Raw genomic sequence first — 15578 nt, 5'->3', positions numbered from 1 at the left:
TTCAGCCCATCTCCATCGCGACCTGTCCGGTGAAATGCCGGGCGGACCAGGCGCTCGCCACCATCTCGTTCACCGGCCGCATCGTGGTGAAACGCGGCGCGAGCGGGGACAGATCGGCCCCCGGGCCTTCGGCGATCAGCCGCAGGAAGTCGCGCATCGCGCCCAGGAACATGTCATTGCGGTCAAAGACATAAGACTGGCTGGTGCGGCGGCCGGGGGTGAGGAACGTGATCTCGGGGGTCAGGAAATCGACCTCGATCAGGCGTTTCAATCCCACCAGCCGGGCGCGGCGGATGAAGACCGGCGAGAGGTAATCCATCGCGACGGTGCCGACCGGCCCGCCCGCAGCCGCAAGCATCAAGGTGGTGGCGAAATCGACGCCGGGGAACGACGGATGGCCCAGGCTTTCCGCCCGGCCGAGCGTCAGGCCGGGGAAGAGGGTCATCGCCAGATCGACCTCGTGCGAGAGATCAAGCAGCACCCCGCCGCCTTCGGGACGGGCGGCGTAGCTGTCGGCGAAGCGCCAGTTCGCCCGCCATTGCCGCACGTCATGGCCGATCTCGAAGGAGAAGCGGTAGATGTCGGAGAGGTCTTCGGCGGCCAGCGCCTGCAGCGCCGGGTTGTAGCGCATCATGAAGCCGATCAGGCTGCGATCGGCCACCGGGGCGGCGGCGGCGTAGATTGCCGCCACCTGTTCGGGCGTATGGGCGAGCGGCTTTTCGACGTAGAAGGGCAGGCCCATCCGGGCGCAGATCTCGATCAGCTCCAGCCGGATCTGCGTTTCGGTGGCAATCACCACCCCGTCCAGATCGGTCCGCGCGGCAAAGGCCGCCGCGTCGAAGCTGCGCCAGGGCAGATGCGAGACGGTGCAATCCAGCGCGGTCAGGTTCGCGGCATGCCGCCGCCCGATCGAGCCCGCGCCGATGACGGCGATCCGTGCGCTTACCACGCCGAGAACCCGCCATCGACATTGACCAGCTGCCCGGTCATGTAGCCCGCCCCGGCCGAGCACAGGAACAGCATCGCATCGGCGATTTCATCCGGTTTTGCCATGCGGTTCAGCATGATCAGCTCGCCCACGCGGCGCTGGAATTCCTCGGAATGGTTGTTGAAGACCGCGCCGGGGGCGATGGTGTTGACGGTGGCGCCGCGCGGCGCCCAGTAGCCCGCCAGCCAGACCGTCAGCCCGTGGATGCCCGCCTTGGTCACGCCGTAGGCCGAGAAATTCTTGAACGGCATGCCGTCATAGATCGGGTGATGCGCGCCGTTCAAAGCATACATCGACGCCACGTTGATCAGCGTTGCCGGCCAGCGACCGACGATGTCGCGATCCATCTGCCGCGCCACCATGAAGGCGCCGGTGAGGTTGGTGCGCAAAGTGCGCTCGAAATCGGCGACCGTCGTATCGGCGAAATCCGGGAAGGGCTTGCCCGCGCCCATCAGCATCTCGCCGGTGATCGCGGCATTGTTCAGCACCACATTCGGCTCCCAGCCATCGGCCAGAACGCGTTTGAAAATCTCGGTCACCTGCGCCTCGTCGCCGACGTCCAGATCGTAGAAGCGGAAGGCCTCGTTGCCCGCATGCGCGGCCTGCAGCGCCTCGGCTCGATGCCCGGGCAGATCGGTCGCGACGACGCGGGCGCCCTGCTCCAGCATCCGGCGCACATAGGTCGAGCCCAGCACGCCGCCCGAGCCGGTGATGAAGATGGTGCGGTTAGACAATTGCCCGGTCATGTCAGTTTCCCTCCGTCAGACGGTCGTTCATCAGCATTTCGACCAGCCGGAAATCGAACGGCGTGTCGATGTCAAGGCAGCGCTCGGGCGGCATCTCGAAGGGGATCACCCGGCCTTCGTAGATCGTCTTCGCCCGGCGCAGATAATCAGCCGACAGAACATAGGTCGAGGCCGCATGTTCCCAGACCTTCGGCGCCGATTGCCGCGACCAGACCCCGCCCGGCAGCGGCTTCGACACATGCAGCGCCCCGGTCTCATCGGCTTCGACCAGGTTGAAATAGGGGTTCTTGCGCGCCTCGCAGACGCTCATCACCATGTCGGGCTGTTCGCGGGCGAACAGGTCAAGCGCGCCCTCCAGATCTTCGGGCAGGCGCAGGGGCGAGGTGCAATCCAGATCGACAAAGGTGGTGACGGGCTGCCCCAGCGCCGCCTGCCCGGCCGCCAGCGCATGTTGCCAGACGCCCCATTTCGGCGCGGCATCGGTGGCCAGATGCGCGGGCCGCAGCCCGATATCGAGCGCGCCCTTCGCCACCGCATGATCATAGATGCGTTCGTCATCGGTCGAGACGACGACGGCATCAATGCGCGGATTGGCGAAAAGCTGGTCGAGCGACCAGTCGATCAGCGGCTTGCCCGCGATCGGACGGAAGTTCTTGCCGGGCACGCCTTTCGAGCCCTTGCGTGCGCCGATATGGCCCAGAATCATGGTTGTTCCCCTTGCCGCAGACGGGCGTTCAGGTCGGTGTAATAAGCGATGATGCGGGCGCGGACCGGCCCCAAAGCGCGGTCCGACCAGATCAGGCGGCGGCCCTTGCGGTCGGTGATCTCGGCGCCCTCGGGCAGGGTCAGAAGTTCGGGGCCCTTCACCTCGTCGCCGGGCAGGGTGATCGCGACCAGCCCCGCCCAGCGGCGCCGCAACCAGGGCAGACGTGCCCGCAGATGAATCAGCCAGCGCCAGGGCCACATGAATTCGGTCGGGAATTTCACCGCCAGCCGCTTCGGGATCGCCCGCAACTGCGCCTGGGCCGACCAGGAGATGAAGCGTTCATCCGCGATCATCGGGCGCAGGCCGTTGTAGCCATGCGCCGCGTGCAGCCGTTCATAGGTCGTGGCGATATGGCTGCAATGCGCCGGATGATAGACGACGATCGAGGAATTGCCGCGCGCGTAATGCCGCCCGCCGCTGAGCCGGTGCAGCGTCCGCCCCAAAGCCCCGAAGGGCAGCACGACGCTTTGCAGCATCGCCATGCGCTCGGGCCGGTCAAGAAGATCCAGAAACCGGGTGACATCGCCCAGAACCAGCGTGTCGATATCAAGATAGATCGCGGGCAGATCCGCGGGCACGACGCCCGGCGCGAACATCGCCAGCTTCGCCTGACAGCCGCCCGCCAGCATCGGCGGCGACAGGTAGAAGTCGGGGAAGCGCCGCAACAGCACCTGCGGCAGCAGGCCGGGCCGGTCGCGGTCGGAAATCAGCACGACGCGCGGCGGGGTGGCGGCCCGCGCCAGCACGGTCTCGATCAGGGCGTTGAGTTCGGCAACCGGATATTTCGTCCCCCACAGGATCACCACGAGCTGCCAGCGGGGGGCATCTTGTTGCACGGGCGGGCCTCATTGGATGGGGAAGTCGCGCGCACCATCGGCGCGGGGGGGCGGAAAGTCAAGCCGGGCGGGGTCAGACCACGTCCCAGTCGTCCTCGTTGCCGCAGCCGCCGATCGCCAGCCAGTCGGCGCGGACGCGGGCGACGCGGGTGTCGCCCCAGGTGCGAAAGACGATCACGAAGCCCTCGGCCGTCACCATGTCGGCGGAAATGTCCATGCGCGGATTGTGCTTCTGGTCGATGTCCCACATCGACAGCGACACCTGCACCGCCGGGATGTCGCGGAAGGCCTCGTCAAAGACCACCACCCGGCGCAACTCGCGCGGGCCCTCGCCCGTCCACATCACGCCGCCGTCCAGATAGTCCGAAAACAGCACCAGCGATCCCTGTGCCACGCCGATCCGGGTCGAGGAAAACTTCTTCATCCGTTCCTGTCGCTCATTCCGGCCTTGTCCGCCGTCACGCTAATATGCGGCGACGAAAGACAAAAGCAAAAAGCAAGGGCCCCGGCGCGAAGACCGGGGCCCGAGATATCCGACGGGATGTCCCGTCAGAGATTGATATGCGTGCCAAGCGCTTCCATGTCGGCCAGCATCTTCGCAGCGGCGTCGGCCACCGTCGGATGCGCGGCGTCCGCGACTTTCTTGGCCTCGGCCAGCATCTCGGCATGCACCGCGGCGGTCAGTTCCGCCTTGGTCAGACCGCGCTCGGCCAGAACGGTCACCTTCTCGCCCGAAACCTCGGCGAAGCCGCCGGTCACGGCGTATTCGGCCGTGCCCGCGGCGCTGACCACGGTCAGGATGCCGGGACGCAGCGAGAGGATGACGGGCGCATGGCCCGGCATCGCCGTCAGATCGCCTTCCACGCCGGGAAGACGGACCTCGCGCGCGGCAACGGAGGCAAGCCTCCGTTCCGGGCTGACGAGGTCGAACTGCATGGTATCGGCCATGGTTCCCCCTTACGCCGCAGCGGCGAGGCGCTGGGCTTTCGCGATCACGTCTTCGATACCGCCGACCATGTAGAAGGCCGCTTCCGGCAGGTGATCGTATTCGCCGGCAACCACCGCCTTGAACGACTTGATGGTGTCTTCCAGCGGAACCTGCACGCCGTCCGAGCCGGTGAAGACTTTCGCCACGTCGAAGGGCTGCGACAGGAAGCGTTGGATCTTCCGGGCGCGGGCCACCGTCAGTTTGTCTTCTTCCGACAGTTCGTCCATGCCGAGGATGGCGATGATGTCCTGCAGCGACTTGTAGCGTTGCAGCATGCCCTGGACGTCACGGGCGACCTGGTAGTGCTCTTCGCCGACGACTTGCGGGTCAAGGATCCGCGAGGTCGAGTCGAGCGGGTCCACCGCCGGGTAGATCCCGAGTTCCGAGATCGCCCGCGACAGAACGGTCGTGGCGTCGAGGTGGGCAAACGACGTGGCCGGGGCCGGGTCGGTGAGGTCGTCGGCCGGCACGTAGATCGCCTGCACCGAGGTGATCGAACCGGCTTTGGTCGAGGTGATGCGTTCCTGCAGCGCACCCATGTCGGTGGCGAGCGTCGGCTGGTAGCCCACGGCCGAGGGGATACGGCCCAGCAGCGCCGACACTTCCGACCCGGCTTGGGTGAAGCGGAAGATGTTGTCGACGAAGAACAGCACGTCGGTGCCCGACTGGTCGCGGAACTGTTCCGCAAGGGTCAGGCCGGTCAGCGCCACTCGGGCACGCGCCCCCGGGGGTTCGTTCATCTGGCCATAAACCAGCGCCACTTTCGACTCTTCGAGCTTGTCGAGGTTGATAACGCCCGATTCGATCATCTCGTGGTAAAGGTCGTTGCCTTCACGGGTCCGTTCGCCAACGCCCGCGAACACCGAGAAGCCCGAGTGCACTTTCGCGATGTTGTTGATCAGTTCCATGATCAGAACGGTCTTGCCCACACCGGCGCCGCCGAACAGGCCGATCTTGCCGCCCTTGGAATAGGGGGCGAGCAGGTCGATCACCTTGATGCCGGTGACGAGGATCTGGCTTTCCGTCGATTGCGCCGCGAAATCGGGCGCGGGCTGGTGGATCGCCCGGGCTTCGACTTTCGACACGTCGCCGCGCTCGTCCACCGGCTCGCCGATGACGTTCAGGATGCGGCCCAGGGTGGCGTTGCCGACCGGAACGGTGATCGGGCCGCCGGTGTCGGACACGGCCGCGCCGCGCACCAGACCCTCGGTGGCGTCCATCGCGATGGTGCGGACGGTGTTTTCGCCCAGGTGCTGCGCAACTTCCAGAACGAGGCGCTTGCCGTTGTTGGTGGTTTCAAGGGCGTTCAGAATCGCCGGAAGACCGCCCTCGAACTGCACGTCGACGACGGCGCCGATGACCTGGGTCACTTTGCCTTTGCTTGCCATTCTATTCTATCTCCGGTTCCGTCAGAGCGCCTCGGCGCCCGAGATGATTTCGATGAGCTCTTTGGTGATGGCGGCCTGACGCGAGCGGTTATACTCGATGGTCAGACGATCGATCATGTCACCCGCGTTGCGGGTGGCGTTGTCCATGGCCGACATCTGCGCCCCGTTGAAGGACGCGTTGTTTTCCAGCAGCGCGGCAAAGATCGCCGTGGCCACCGCACGCGGCAGAAGCGCGGTCAGGATTTCCTGATCGCCCGGTTCGTAGTCGTAGACCGCCGAGGCCGCCGCCCCGTCGGTTTCGAACTGCGCCGGGATCACCTGCTTGGCGGTCGGCACCTGGCTGATCACGCTCTGGAAGGCCGAGAAGAAGATCGTCGCGACATCGTATTCGCCCGCCTCGAAGCGGTCGATGATGTTTTGGGCGATCTTCTGCGCCACCGGGTAGCTCAGCTTCTTCACGTCGCTCAGGTCGATGTGGTCGATGTAGTGCTGGCCCAGATCACGACGCAGCGCGTCGCGACCTTTCTTGCCGACGGTGAGGATCTTCACCGTCTTGCCCTGGGCGAGCAATTCCATCGCCTTCGCCTTCGCGAGTTTCGCGATATTGGCGTTGAAGCCGCCGCAAAGCCCGCGCTCGCCCGTCATGATGACGAGGAGATGGACCTTGTCGGAGCCCGTGCCCGCAAGCAGGCGCGGCGCGCCATCGGTCGAGCCCACCGCACCGGCAAGGCTCGACATCACGGCGTTCATCCGCTCGGCATAGGGCCGGGCAGCTTCAGCGCTTTCCTGGGCGCGGCGAAGTTTCGCCGCCGCGACCATCTGCATCGCTTTCGTGATCTTGCGAGTGTTCTTGACACTCACGATCCGGTTCTTGAGGTCCTTAAGGCTGGGCATCTCCCTGTCCTTTCAGGCCGGTCAAGCGAAGGTCTTGGCGAACTCGGCGATCGCGTCTTTGAGCTTCTTCTCGGCGTCGCCCTTGATCTTGGGGTCTTCCTTGGTGAGCCACTCAAGCACGTCCTTGCGGGTCGAGCGCAGATAGGCCAGCAGGCCTTTCTCGAACCGGCCGACTTCTTTCACCGGCACGGCGTCAAGATAGCCGTTGGTGCCCGCGAAGATCACCGCCACGATTTCGGCGTTGGTCAGCGGCGAATATTGCGGCTGCTTCATCAGCTCGGTCAGACGGGCACCGCGGTTCAGAAGCTTCTGCGTCGCGGCGTCGAGGTCCGAGCCGAACTGCGCGAAGGCGGCCATCTCGCGGTATTGCGCAAGCTCCAGTTTCACCGGACCGGCGACCGACTTCATCGAGTTGGTCTGGGCCGAGGAACCGACGCGCGACACCGACAGACCGGTGTTCACGGCCGGGCGGATGCCCTGGTAGAACAGTTCGGTCTCAAGGAAGATCTGGCCGTCGGTGATCGAGATCACGTTCGTCGGGATGAAGGCCGACACGTCGCCGCCTTGCGTTTCGATGACCGGCAGCGCGGTCAGCGAGCCCGAACCGAAATCCTCGTTCAGTTTCGCCGAACGTTCCAGCAGGCGCGAGTGGAGATAGAACACGTCGCCCGGATAGGCTTCACGCCCCGGCGGACGGCGCAGCAGCAGCGACATCTGACGATAGGCCACGGCTTGCTTCGAGAGGTCATCATAGATGATCAGCGCGTGCATGCCGTTGTCGCGGAAATATTCCGCCATCGCGGTCGCCGAATAGGGCGCCAGGAACTGCATCGGCGCCGGGTCCGAAGCGGTCGCGGCGACGACGGTGGTGTATTCCATCGCCCCGGCTTCTTCGAGCTTCTTCACCAGCTGCGCCACGGTCGAGCGCTTTTGCCCGATGGCGACGTAGAAGCAGTGCAGCTTGTTGCCCGGGTTGGCGTCGTTGTACGACTTCTGGTTCAGGATCGTGTCGAGCGCGATCGCGGTCTTGCCGGTCTGACGGTCGCCGATGATCAGCTCGCGCTGGCCGCGGCCGATCGGGATCATCGCGTCAACCGACTTGAGGCCGGTCGCCATCGGCTCATGCACCGATTTCCGCGGAATGATGCCCGGGGCTTTCACGTCGGCAACGCGACGCTCTTTCGCGGTGATCGGGCCCTTGCCGTCGATCGGGTTGCCAAGGCCGTCCACGACGCGGCCGAGCAGGCCTTCGCCCGCCGGAACGTCCACGATCGAGTTGGTGCGCTTGACGGTGTCGCCTTCCTTGATGTCGCGGTCCGACCCGAAGATCACGATCCCGACGTTGTCGACTTCAAGGTTCAGCGCCATCCCGCGGATGCCGCCGGGGAATTCGACCATCTCGCCCGCCTGGACGTTGTCGAGCCCGTGAACGCGCGCGATACCGTCGCCCACCGAGAGCACGCGGCCCACTTCGGCGACCTGGGCATCCTGCCCGAAGTTCTTGATCTGCTCCTTGAGGATCGCAGAAATCTCAGCTGCTTGGATGCCCATTTATCCGACCTCTTTCATGGCGTTCTGAAGGGAAGCGAGTTTGGCTTTGACCGTGGTGTCGATCATGCGCGAACCCAGCTTGACGATCATGCCACCGATGAGGCTTTCATCGACGGCGACGTTCAGTTTGACGGTCTTGCCCGTCTGTTTGGCCAGCGTCGCCGCCAGCTTGTCGGCCTGCGCCGCGCTCAGCGCGGTGGCCGAGGTGACCTCCGCGGTCATCTCGCCCTTGGCGTCGGCGATCGCGGCGGCAAGGCCCTTGAGCAGCTGCGGCAGCGCGAACAGACGGCGCTTCGTCGCCATCAGTTTCAGACCGTTGGCAAGCGGTGCCGACAGGCCCATCTTCGCAGCCACCGCGGCGATCGCGGCTCCCTGTTCCTCGCGCGAGTAGACCGGCGAGGAAATCAGGTCACGCAGCTCGGCCGAGCCGGCCAGTGCGGCCGTCAGCGCGTCGACGTCGGCCGAGAGCGCGTCGATGCCCTTGGCCTCCTGCGCGAGGTCGAAGATGGCCGTGGCATAGCGCCCGGCAATGGCTGCGGAAATCGAAGCTGGTTCGGACACGTCCACCCTTCCGATGCTTTTGCCTCCGCACGCGGACGACCGGAACCAATCGTTCCGTCACCGATTCAGAGGCCCCCCTCGGCGCCCAAGATGGTCTCACGCGCCGCATTCGGGGTTGCGTCTAGCAGAGCATCAAGACCCTCGCAACCATCTTGGCGGCAGGAATCCACATCAGGCTGGCACATTTTCTGCACCGGCACGGAGTGTTAGCGCAAAGGGTCGAAGCCCGCCCGCGTGCGTTTCCCCGCCGCAGGGCGAAGTGCCGCGGAAACGGGCCTTTCCGGCCCGGCGATTCTTGATGCTGCGGCGCAGCTCAGATCCGCCCGACCACCGGCTTCGGCGCCCCTTCCAGGATCGAAAGCGGCTTGCGCACCGCCGCGCCAAGCCCCGAGCGGCGCACCGAATGCACCTGCTTGATCACTTCCAGCATCACCACCCCGGCCGCCAGATAGCCCGCCGCCCTTGTGCCCAGCCGTTCCCACATCTCGGACGAGCGCAGCCAGAACCGCCGCTGCGAGGGCGGAATGTACAGCGCCGCCGCCTGACGTTCCGGGGCGAACCCCGCCCGTCGTGCCTGCGCCTCGAGCTGGCCCATCGTATAGGGGCGGCCAAAGCCGAACGGCGTGGTTTCGCGCGGCGCCCAAAGCCCGACCCGGTTCGGCACGATGAACAGCGCCCGCCCCCCCGGGCCCAGCGTGCGCCAGCATTCGTCCATCAGCGCATCGGGGTCGTCCGAGACCTCCAGCCCGTGCAGCACGACAAGCCGGTCGATCATCCCGGTCTCGATCGGCCAGCTGGTTTCGGCGCAGAGCACCGAGACATTGGGCTCTCCGGCGGGCCAGGGCATCACCCCCTGCTGCGCCGGCATCAGCCCGATCACCCGGCGCGCCCGCCCCAGATAGGGACGCAGAAGCGGCACCGCAAACCCGTAGCCTGCCATCGTCAGCCCGGCCATGCCGGACTGGGTGTCGGGCCACAGCTCGACCACCTTGTCGCGGATCGCCTTTTGCGCCGTGCGCCCCAGCTGGGTGCGGTAGTAAAAATCACGCAGGTCGAGCACGTCGAGATGCATTGCAGGTTGGCCTTCCTTGGGCGAAGCTGGGTCAGGATAGCGAAAGATGCGCAAAAGGCCATGACCCTCGAACTGACCCCGATCCCCTGCCTGACCGACAATTACGCCTGGCTCTGGCACGACACCGCCACCGATACCGTCGTCGTCGTCGATGTCCCCGAGGCGGCGCCGGTGCTGAAGGTGCTGACCGAACGGCGCTGGCAGCTGCACCACATCCTGATCACCCATCACCATGCCGATCACATCGCAGGCGTCGAGGCGCTGGCGCAGGCGACCGGGGCGAAGGTGGCGGGGGCCGCGGCCGATGCCCACCGGCTGCCGCCGCTCGATCATCCGGTGCGCCCGGGCGATGTGCTGCCCCTGGGGATGGAGAGCGCCCATGTGATCGCCGCCGATGGCCATACGCTTGGCCATGTCGCCTGGCATCTGCCCGGGGCGGGGCTGCTCTTTTCCGGCGACAGTCTGATGAGCTGGGGCTGCGGGCGGCTTTTCGAGGGGACGCCCGCGCAGATGTTCGACACGCTCGCCCGTCTGGCCGCGCTGCCGCCCGAAACCCGGGTCTGTTCGGGGCATGAATACACCGCCGCGAACGGCCGTTTCGCGCTCAGCCTGGAGCCGGGGAACGGTCGGCTGCACGACCGGATGGACCGGGTGACGGCGCTGCGGCTGGCGGGGGAGCCCAGTTTGCCGGTGACCTTGGCCGAGGAACGGGCGACGAATCCCTTTTTGCGTGCCGATGACGCTGCGTTGCGCGCCGCGCTCGGCCTGCCCGAGGAGGCCGACGCGCTTGCCGTCTTTACCGCGGCGCGGGCACGCAAGGACCGGTTCTGAAAGCACTTTCGCGCGCCGCCTGCGGACCGCGCGAAAGCCCCCCGCGCTGGTCAGTTTTGCAACAGAGTGGGGCGCGGTGGAAAAAACACGCGTGCGGGCCTTGAAGCGCGGCGAAATCCACCGAAACTTAACCCCATGAGGCCAGTATCGGGAGACCCGAGGAAAGGAGCGCCGCATGCCTTCGTTTTCGACCACGCTCGAGCAAGCAATCCACGCCGCACTGGCGCTGGCAAACACGCGCAAGCATGAACTGGCGACGCTCGAACATCTTCTGCTCGCGCTGATCGACGAGCCCGATGCCAGTCGCGTCATGCGCGCCTGCGGCGTCGATCTTGACGAGCTGCGCACCACCCTGACCGAGTTCATCGACGATGATCTCTCGACGCTGATCACCGAGGTCGAGGGCTCGGAAGCCGTGCCCACCGCCGCCTTCCAGCGGGTGATCCAGCGCGCCGCGATCCATGTGCAAAGCTCGGGCCGGACCGAGGTGACGGGGGCGAATGTCCTTGTCGCGATCTTTGCGGAACGGGAATCGAACGCGGCCTTCTTCCTGCAGGAACAGGACATGACCCGCTACGACGCGGTCAATTTCATCGCCCATGGCGTGGCCAAGGATCCGGCCTTCGGCGAAAGCCGTCCGGTGATCGGCGCCGAGGAAGAGACCGCCAAGGCCGAAGCCGCACAACCGGGCGAGGCGAAGGAATCCGCGCTTGGCAAATACTGCGTGAACCTGAACCAGAAATCGCAAAAGGGCGACATCGACCCGCTGATCGGCCGCGCCGAAGAGGTCGAGCGCTGCATTCAGGTGCTGTGCCGCCGCCGCAAGAACAACCCGCTCTTGGTGGGCGATCCGGGCGTCGGCAAGACCGCCATCGCCGAAGGTCTGGCGCTGAAGATCACCCGCGGCGAGACGCCCGACATTCTGGCGCGCTCGACGATCTATTCGCTCGACATGGGGGCGCTTCTGGCCGGCACCCGCTATCGCGGCGATTTCGAGGAACGGCTGAAAGCGGTGATGAAGGAGCTCGAGGAACATCCCGATGCGATCCTCTTCATCGACGAGATCCATACGGTGATCGGGGCGGGGGCGACCTCGGGCGGGGCGATGGATGCCTCGAACCTGCTCAAGCCCGCGCTGCAGGGCGGCAAGCTGCGCTGCATGGGCTCGACCACCTACAAGGAGTTCCGTCAGCATTTCGAAAAGGATCGCGCGCTGAGCCGCCGGTTCCAGAAGATCGACGTGAACGAACCTTCGGTCGGCGACAGCATCAAGATCCTGATGGGGCTGAAACCCTATTTCGAGGAACATCACGACGTGCGCTACACCAATGACGCGATCAAGTCGGCGGTGGAACTGGCGGCGCGCTACATCCATGACCGCAAGCTGCCCGACAAGGCGATCGACGTGATCGACGAGGCGGGGGCGGCGCAGCACCTCTTGCCCGACAGCAAGAAGCGCAAGACGCTGGGCGCGAAAGAGATCGAGGCCGTGGTGGCGAAGATCGCCCGGATCCCGCCGAAAAGCGTGTCGAAGGACGACGCTGCGATCCTGCGCGATCTGGAAAAGACGCTCAAGCGCGTGGTCTTCGGTCAGGACAAGGCGATCGAGACGCTGGCCTCGGCGATCAAGCTGGCGCGGGCCGGTCTGCGCGAGCCGGAAAAGCCGATCGGCAACTATCTCTTTGCCGGTCCGACCGGCGTCGGCAAGACCGAGGTGGCGAAACAGCTGGCCAATACGCTGGGGGTGGAGCTGCTGCGCTTCGACATGTCGGAATACATGGAGAAACACGCGGTTTCGCGGCTGATCGGCGCGCCTCCGGGCTATGTCGGCTTCGATCAGGGCGGGCTTCTGACCGATGGCGTCGATCAGCATCCGCATTGCGTGCTGCTGCTTGACGAGATCGAAAAGGCGCATTCGGACGTGTTCAACATCCTGCTGCAGGTGATGGACCACGGCAAGCTGACCGATCACAACGGCCGTCAGGTGGATTTCCGCAACGTGATCCTGATCATGACCTCGAATGCCGGGGCGGCCGAACAGGCGAAATCGGCGATCGGCTTTGGCCGCGAACGCCGCGAGGGCGAGGATACGGCGGCGATCGAACGCACCTTCACGCCGGAATTCCGCAACCGTCTGGATGCGGTGGTCAGCTTCGCGCCGCTGCCGCGCGACACGATCCTGCAGGTGGTGGACAAGTTCGTGCTGCAACTGGAAGCGCAGCTGATCGACCGCAACGTCCATATCGAGCTGACCCCCGAAGCCGCCGAATGGCTGGCGATCAAGGGCTACGACGACAAGATGGGCGCGCGTCCGCTGGGCCGGGTCATTCAGGAGCACATCAAGAAACCCTTGGCGGAAGAACTGCTGTTCGGCCGCCTGATCAAGGGCGGTGTGGTCCGGGTGACGGTGCGCGACGATGCGATCGCGCTTGATGTCGAAGAACCCGGCAAACCGCGCCTGCCCGGGGCGAAACCGCGGCTGCTGCCCGCGGGCTGAGCCGCGGTCAGGACAGACGGTCCGGGCCAGACGGTCCGGGCCAGGCGCCGCCGCAGCGCAGGTCGAAGGAACGGGCCCGAAGGGGCGTGACCCGGCCGATATCCCTGTGCTAGGCTTTTCAGGCGCTCCCCCGGGGGCGCCTGATCTTTTGCGGGGACGTTTCGATGCCTCTGTTCCGCCTTCGGCATGCCGACCGCCGCGCCGGTGCTCTGGCGCTTTCGCTTAGCCTTGCCGCCCTGCCCGGCGCAGCCCTGGCGCAAGACATCGTGCTGAAACAGCCGGTCGCCTGCACCCTGGGCGAGAGTTGCTACATCCAGCACTACGTCGATCACGACCCCGGCCCGGAGGTGCGCGATTTCGGCTGCGGAGCCGCCAGCTATCAGGGCCATGACGGCACCGATTTCGCCCTGCCGACCCTGGCCGCGATGGCGGCGGGCGTCGATGTCCTGGCCGCCGCGCCGGGCCGGGTCCGGGCGATCCGCGATGGCGAGGCCGATGGCGCCTTTGCCGCCGGGGCCGATGTCGCGACCAAGGAATGCGGCAATGGCGTCGTGATCGACCATGGCGGCGGCTGGCAGACGCAATATTGCCACCTCAAGCAGGGCTCGGTCGCGGTGCGGCCGGGCACGAAGATCGGCGCGGGCACAAGGCTTGGTCAGGTCGGCATGTCGGGCAAGGCCGAATTCCCGCATCTGCATCTGGCCCTGCGCCATGACGGCGTCGATGTCGATCCGTTCCAACCCGATCCCGGCGCCGCCTGCGATCCCGCGCCCCGCCGCACGCTCTGGCAAGACCCGCCCGCCTATGTCGGCGGCGGCCTGCTGCAGGCGGCCTTGACCGATGCCCCGCCCGGCTTCGCGGCGGTGAAGGCCGGGCTTTCCGCGCAAGACGCGCTGCCCGCCACCGCCGCCGCGCTCGTGCTCTGGGCTTACGGCTATGACAGCCGCAAGGGCGACGTGGTGCGCCTGACGATCACCGGCCCCGGCGGCTTTGCCTTTGCCCATGACGAGATGCTGGAAAAACCGCAGGCGCTGTTCTTTCGTTACGCGGGCAAGCGCGCCCCCGCGGGCGGCTTCGCCCCGGGCCGCTACGAGGCGACGGTCACCCAAAGCCGCGACGGCGCCGAAATCAGCCGCAAGGAAGCTTTCGTGACCCTTGCCGCGCCTTGAGCCACGAAAGCCGCCCCTGGGGCGTTGACTCTGCCCGCGGCCTCTGTATAAGCCCCCCATCCCGGCAGCGGCGACGCTTGCCGGGGCTTTCATTGGTGTTGGTGGACCCCGCAAGGGGAAGCCTGTCGCCCAAGGCCAAAAGCCGCGGGAAAGGACAACGCCCTTCACAGTCAAGAAGGAGATCAGCGATGACCAAACGCACCGCTGCCAAGTACAAGATCGACCGCCGCATGGGCGAAAACATCTGGGGCCGCGCCAAGTCGCCGCTGAACAAGCGTGACTACGGTCCGGGCCAGCACGGCCAGCGCCGCAAGAACAAGCTGTCGGACTTCGGCACCCAGCTGCGCGCCAAGCAAAAGCTGAAGGGCTACTACGGCGATCTGACCGAAAAGCAATTCCGCAAGATCTACGGCGAAGCCGAACGGGTCAAGGGCGACACCGGTGAAAACCTCATCGGCCTGCTCGAGCGCCGTCTCGACGCGATCGTCTACCGCGCCAAATTCGTGCCGACGATCTTCGCCGCGCGTCAGTTCGTGAACCACGGCCACGTCACCGTGAACGGCGCCCGCGTCAACATCGCGTCCTACCGCGTCAAGGAAGGCGACGTGATCGCCGTCCGTGACCGTTCGAAGCAACTCGCCATCGTCCTCGAAGCCGCCCAGTCGGGCGAGCGCGACGTGCCGGATTACCTCGAAGTGGACCATGGCAAGATGACCGCCACCTTCGTGCGCACCCCGGGCCTGAGCGACGTGCCCTATCCGGTGCACATGGAGCCGAACCTGGTCGTCGAATTCTACGCGAAGAACTGATCCGGTTCTTTGCTTTCCAAACGAAAGGCCGCCCTTTTGGGCGGCCTTTTGCGTTTCATGCGTCCGGCTCAGCCGCCCAGCTGGATGCGGCGCCAAAGCGCGCCGCCACCCGAAAAATCGCCGCGGCGCAGATAGGCGGAATAGGACCCCTCGGCCAGCGCCTCCAGATAGCTCTGCATCGCCGGGGTGCTGGTCAGCTGCGGCCGCACCCGCGCCCCGGAATTCAGCGCGATCGCCTCGACAGACCGCAACACGGCCCGTTCGGTCGCGGCGCTCCAGTCGCCATCGGGATCGGCCAGATAGAGATCGACCTCGGCCAGCTCGGCCTGCACCGCAACGCGGGTATCGACCGGCAGGGCATGAAAGGCGGCGCCCAGATCGCCGGCAAAAGCCGCGGATCCGAACGGCAGGCCGGGCAGGCACAGGGCAGCGAGCAACAGGGCACGGAGAGAGGGGTGTTTCATCAGGACCTTCCAGCTTTT

Annotated in this window: 16 protein-coding genes; 4 read left to right on the top strand and 12 right to left on the bottom strand. The window is 65.9% G+C overall.

The window, feature by feature from the left end:
• Window position 1: 1 nt before the first annotated feature.
• From FBT96_RS05385 to FBT96_RS05335, 11 genes are all read right to left on the bottom strand, one after another.
• On the bottom strand, window positions 2-949 hold the full coding sequence (locus FBT96_RS05385; protein WP_136905309.1) for a Gfo/Idh/MocA family protein: 948 nt from the start codon (window positions 947-949) through the stop codon (window positions 2-4).
• Window positions 943-1734 carry an SDR family NAD(P)-dependent oxidoreductase gene (locus FBT96_RS05380; RefSeq protein ID WP_136905308.1) on the bottom strand — a complete coding sequence of 264 codons (792 nt, stop codon included), beginning with the start codon at window positions 1732-1734 and terminating at the stop codon, window positions 943-945. Before FBT96_RS05380 ends, FBT96_RS05385 begins: the two co-directional genes overlap by 7 nt.
• Window position 1735: 1 nt before the next feature.
• Window positions 1736-2440, bottom strand: a complete 705-nt coding sequence (locus tag FBT96_RS05375; RefSeq protein ID WP_136905307.1) for an acylneuraminate cytidylyltransferase family protein — start codon at window positions 2438-2440, stop codon at window positions 1736-1738.
• Window positions 2437-3336, bottom strand: coding sequence for a hypothetical protein (locus FBT96_RS05370; protein WP_136905306.1), 900 nt, complete (start codon window positions 3334-3336; stop codon window positions 2437-2439). The genes FBT96_RS05375 and FBT96_RS05370 overlap by 4 nt, the downstream gene beginning before the upstream one ends.
• A 73-nt stretch (window positions 3337-3409) precedes the next feature.
• Window positions 3410-3760 carry an H-type lectin domain-containing protein gene (locus tag FBT96_RS05365; RefSeq protein WP_136905305.1) on the bottom strand — a complete coding sequence of 117 codons (351 nt, stop codon included), beginning with the start codon at window positions 3758-3760 and terminating at the stop codon, window positions 3410-3412.
• A 125-nt stretch (window positions 3761-3885) separates the two neighbouring features.
• Complete coding sequence (locus FBT96_RS05360; RefSeq protein WP_136905304.1) at window positions 3886-4284, bottom strand: F0F1 ATP synthase subunit epsilon; 399 nt, start codon at window positions 4282-4284, stop codon at window positions 3886-3888.
• 9 nt (window positions 4285-4293) lie between these two features.
• Entirely contained in the window at window positions 4294-5712 is a 1419-nt protein-coding gene (gene atpD / locus FBT96_RS05355) for a F0F1 ATP synthase subunit beta (protein WP_136905303.1), read from the bottom strand.
• 21 nt (window positions 5713-5733) lie between these two features.
• On the bottom strand, window positions 5734-6606 hold the full coding sequence (locus FBT96_RS05350; RefSeq protein WP_136905302.1) for a F0F1 ATP synthase subunit gamma: 873 nt from the start codon (window positions 6604-6606) through the stop codon (window positions 5734-5736).
• 21 nt (window positions 6607-6627) lie between these two features.
• A complete protein-coding gene (gene atpA, locus FBT96_RS05345) occupies window positions 6628-8157 on the bottom strand; it encodes a F0F1 ATP synthase subunit alpha (RefSeq protein WP_136905301.1) in 1530 nt (509 codons plus the stop codon).
• Window positions 8158-8718 carry a F0F1 ATP synthase subunit delta gene (locus FBT96_RS05340; RefSeq protein ID WP_136905300.1) on the bottom strand — a complete coding sequence of 187 codons (561 nt, stop codon included), beginning with the start codon at window positions 8716-8718 and terminating at the stop codon, window positions 8158-8160.
• A gap of 313 nt (window positions 8719-9031) precedes the next feature.
• Window positions 9032-9790, bottom strand: coding sequence for a methyltransferase domain-containing protein (locus FBT96_RS05335; protein WP_136905299.1), 759 nt, complete (start codon window positions 9788-9790; stop codon window positions 9032-9034).
• A gap of 60 nt (window positions 9791-9850) precedes the next feature.
• On the opposite strand from FBT96_RS05335, the gene gloB reads away from it, so the two are divergent.
• From gloB to rpsD, 4 genes are all read left to right on the top strand, one after another.
• Entirely contained in the window at window positions 9851-10621 is a 771-nt protein-coding gene (gene gloB, locus FBT96_RS05330; RefSeq protein WP_136905298.1) for a hydroxyacylglutathione hydrolase, read from the top strand.
• A 175-nt stretch (window positions 10622-10796) separates the two neighbouring features.
• Entirely contained in the window at window positions 10797-13118 is a 2322-nt protein-coding gene (clpA, locus tag FBT96_RS05325; RefSeq protein WP_136905297.1) for an ATP-dependent Clp protease ATP-binding subunit ClpA, read from the top strand.
• Window positions 13119-13282: 164 nt separating this feature from the next.
• Window positions 13283-14287 (top strand): M23 family metallopeptidase, encoded by a 1005-nt coding sequence (locus tag FBT96_RS05320; protein WP_136905296.1) that lies wholly within the window; start codon window positions 13283-13285, stop codon window positions 14285-14287.
• A gap of 188 nt (window positions 14288-14475) precedes the next feature.
• Complete coding sequence (gene rpsD / locus FBT96_RS05315) at window positions 14476-15096, top strand: 30S ribosomal protein S4 (RefSeq protein WP_013068679.1); 621 nt, start codon at window positions 14476-14478, stop codon at window positions 15094-15096.
• Window positions 15097-15164: 68 nt separating this feature from the next.
• On the opposite strand, the gene FBT96_RS05310 is transcribed toward rpsD, so the two are convergent.
• Window positions 15165-15560 (bottom strand): hypothetical protein, encoded by a 396-nt coding sequence (locus tag FBT96_RS05310; RefSeq protein WP_136905295.1) that lies wholly within the window; start codon window positions 15558-15560, stop codon window positions 15165-15167.
• Window positions 15561-15578: the final 18 nt, after the last annotated feature.

This window comes from Rhodobacter capsulatus, assembly GCF_005144475.1.
GTDB classification, from domain to species: Bacteria; Pseudomonadota; Alphaproteobacteria; order Rhodobacterales; family Rhodobacteraceae; genus Rhodobacter; species Rhodobacter capsulatus_C.
This window is presented reverse-complemented; position numbering and strand designations above follow the sequence as displayed.

Excerpts from the sequence above, each read along its gene's own strand:
- FBT96_RS05380 (WP_136905308.1), bottom strand. The coding sequence starts at position 1,734 with ATGACCGGGCAATTGTCTAACCGCACCATCTTCATCACCGGCTCGGGC.
- FBT96_RS05375 (WP_136905307.1), bottom strand. The coding sequence starts at position 2,440 with ATGATTCTGGGCCATATCGGCGCACGCAAGGGCTCGAAAGGCGTGCCC.
- FBT96_RS05365 (WP_136905305.1), bottom strand. The coding sequence starts at position 3,760 with ATGAAGAAGTTTTCCTCGACCCGGATCGGCGTGGCACAGGGATCGCTG.
- FBT96_RS05360 (WP_136905304.1), bottom strand. The coding sequence starts at position 4,284 with ATGGCCGATACCATGCAGTTCGACCTCGTCAGCCCGGAACGGAGGCTT.
- atpD (WP_136905303.1), bottom strand. The coding sequence starts at position 5,712 with ATGGCAAGCAAAGGCAAAGTGACCCAGGTCATCGGCGCCGTCGTCGAC.
- FBT96_RS05350 (WP_136905302.1), bottom strand. The coding sequence starts at position 6,606 with ATGCCCAGCCTTAAGGACCTCAAGAACCGGATCGTGAGTGTCAAGAAC.
- atpA (WP_136905301.1), bottom strand. The coding sequence starts at position 8,157 with ATGGGCATCCAAGCAGCTGAGATTTCTGCGATCCTCAAGGAGCAGATC.
- FBT96_RS05335 (WP_136905299.1), bottom strand. The coding sequence starts at position 9,790 with ATGCATCTCGACGTGCTCGACCTGCGTGATTTTTACTACCGCACCCAG.
- gloB (WP_136905298.1), top strand. The coding sequence starts at position 9,851 with ATGACCCTCGAACTGACCCCGATCCCCTGCCTGACCGACAATTACGCC.
- clpA (WP_136905297.1), top strand. The coding sequence starts at position 10,797 with ATGCCTTCGTTTTCGACCACGCTCGAGCAAGCAATCCACGCCGCACTG.
- FBT96_RS05320 (WP_136905296.1), top strand. The coding sequence starts at position 13,283 with ATGCCTCTGTTCCGCCTTCGGCATGCCGACCGCCGCGCCGGTGCTCTG.
- rpsD (WP_013068679.1), top strand. The coding sequence starts at position 14,476 with ATGACCAAACGCACCGCTGCCAAGTACAAGATCGACCGCCGCATGGGC.
- FBT96_RS05310 (WP_136905295.1), bottom strand. The coding sequence starts at position 15,560 with ATGAAACACCCCTCTCTCCGTGCCCTGTTGCTCGCTGCCCTGTGCCTG.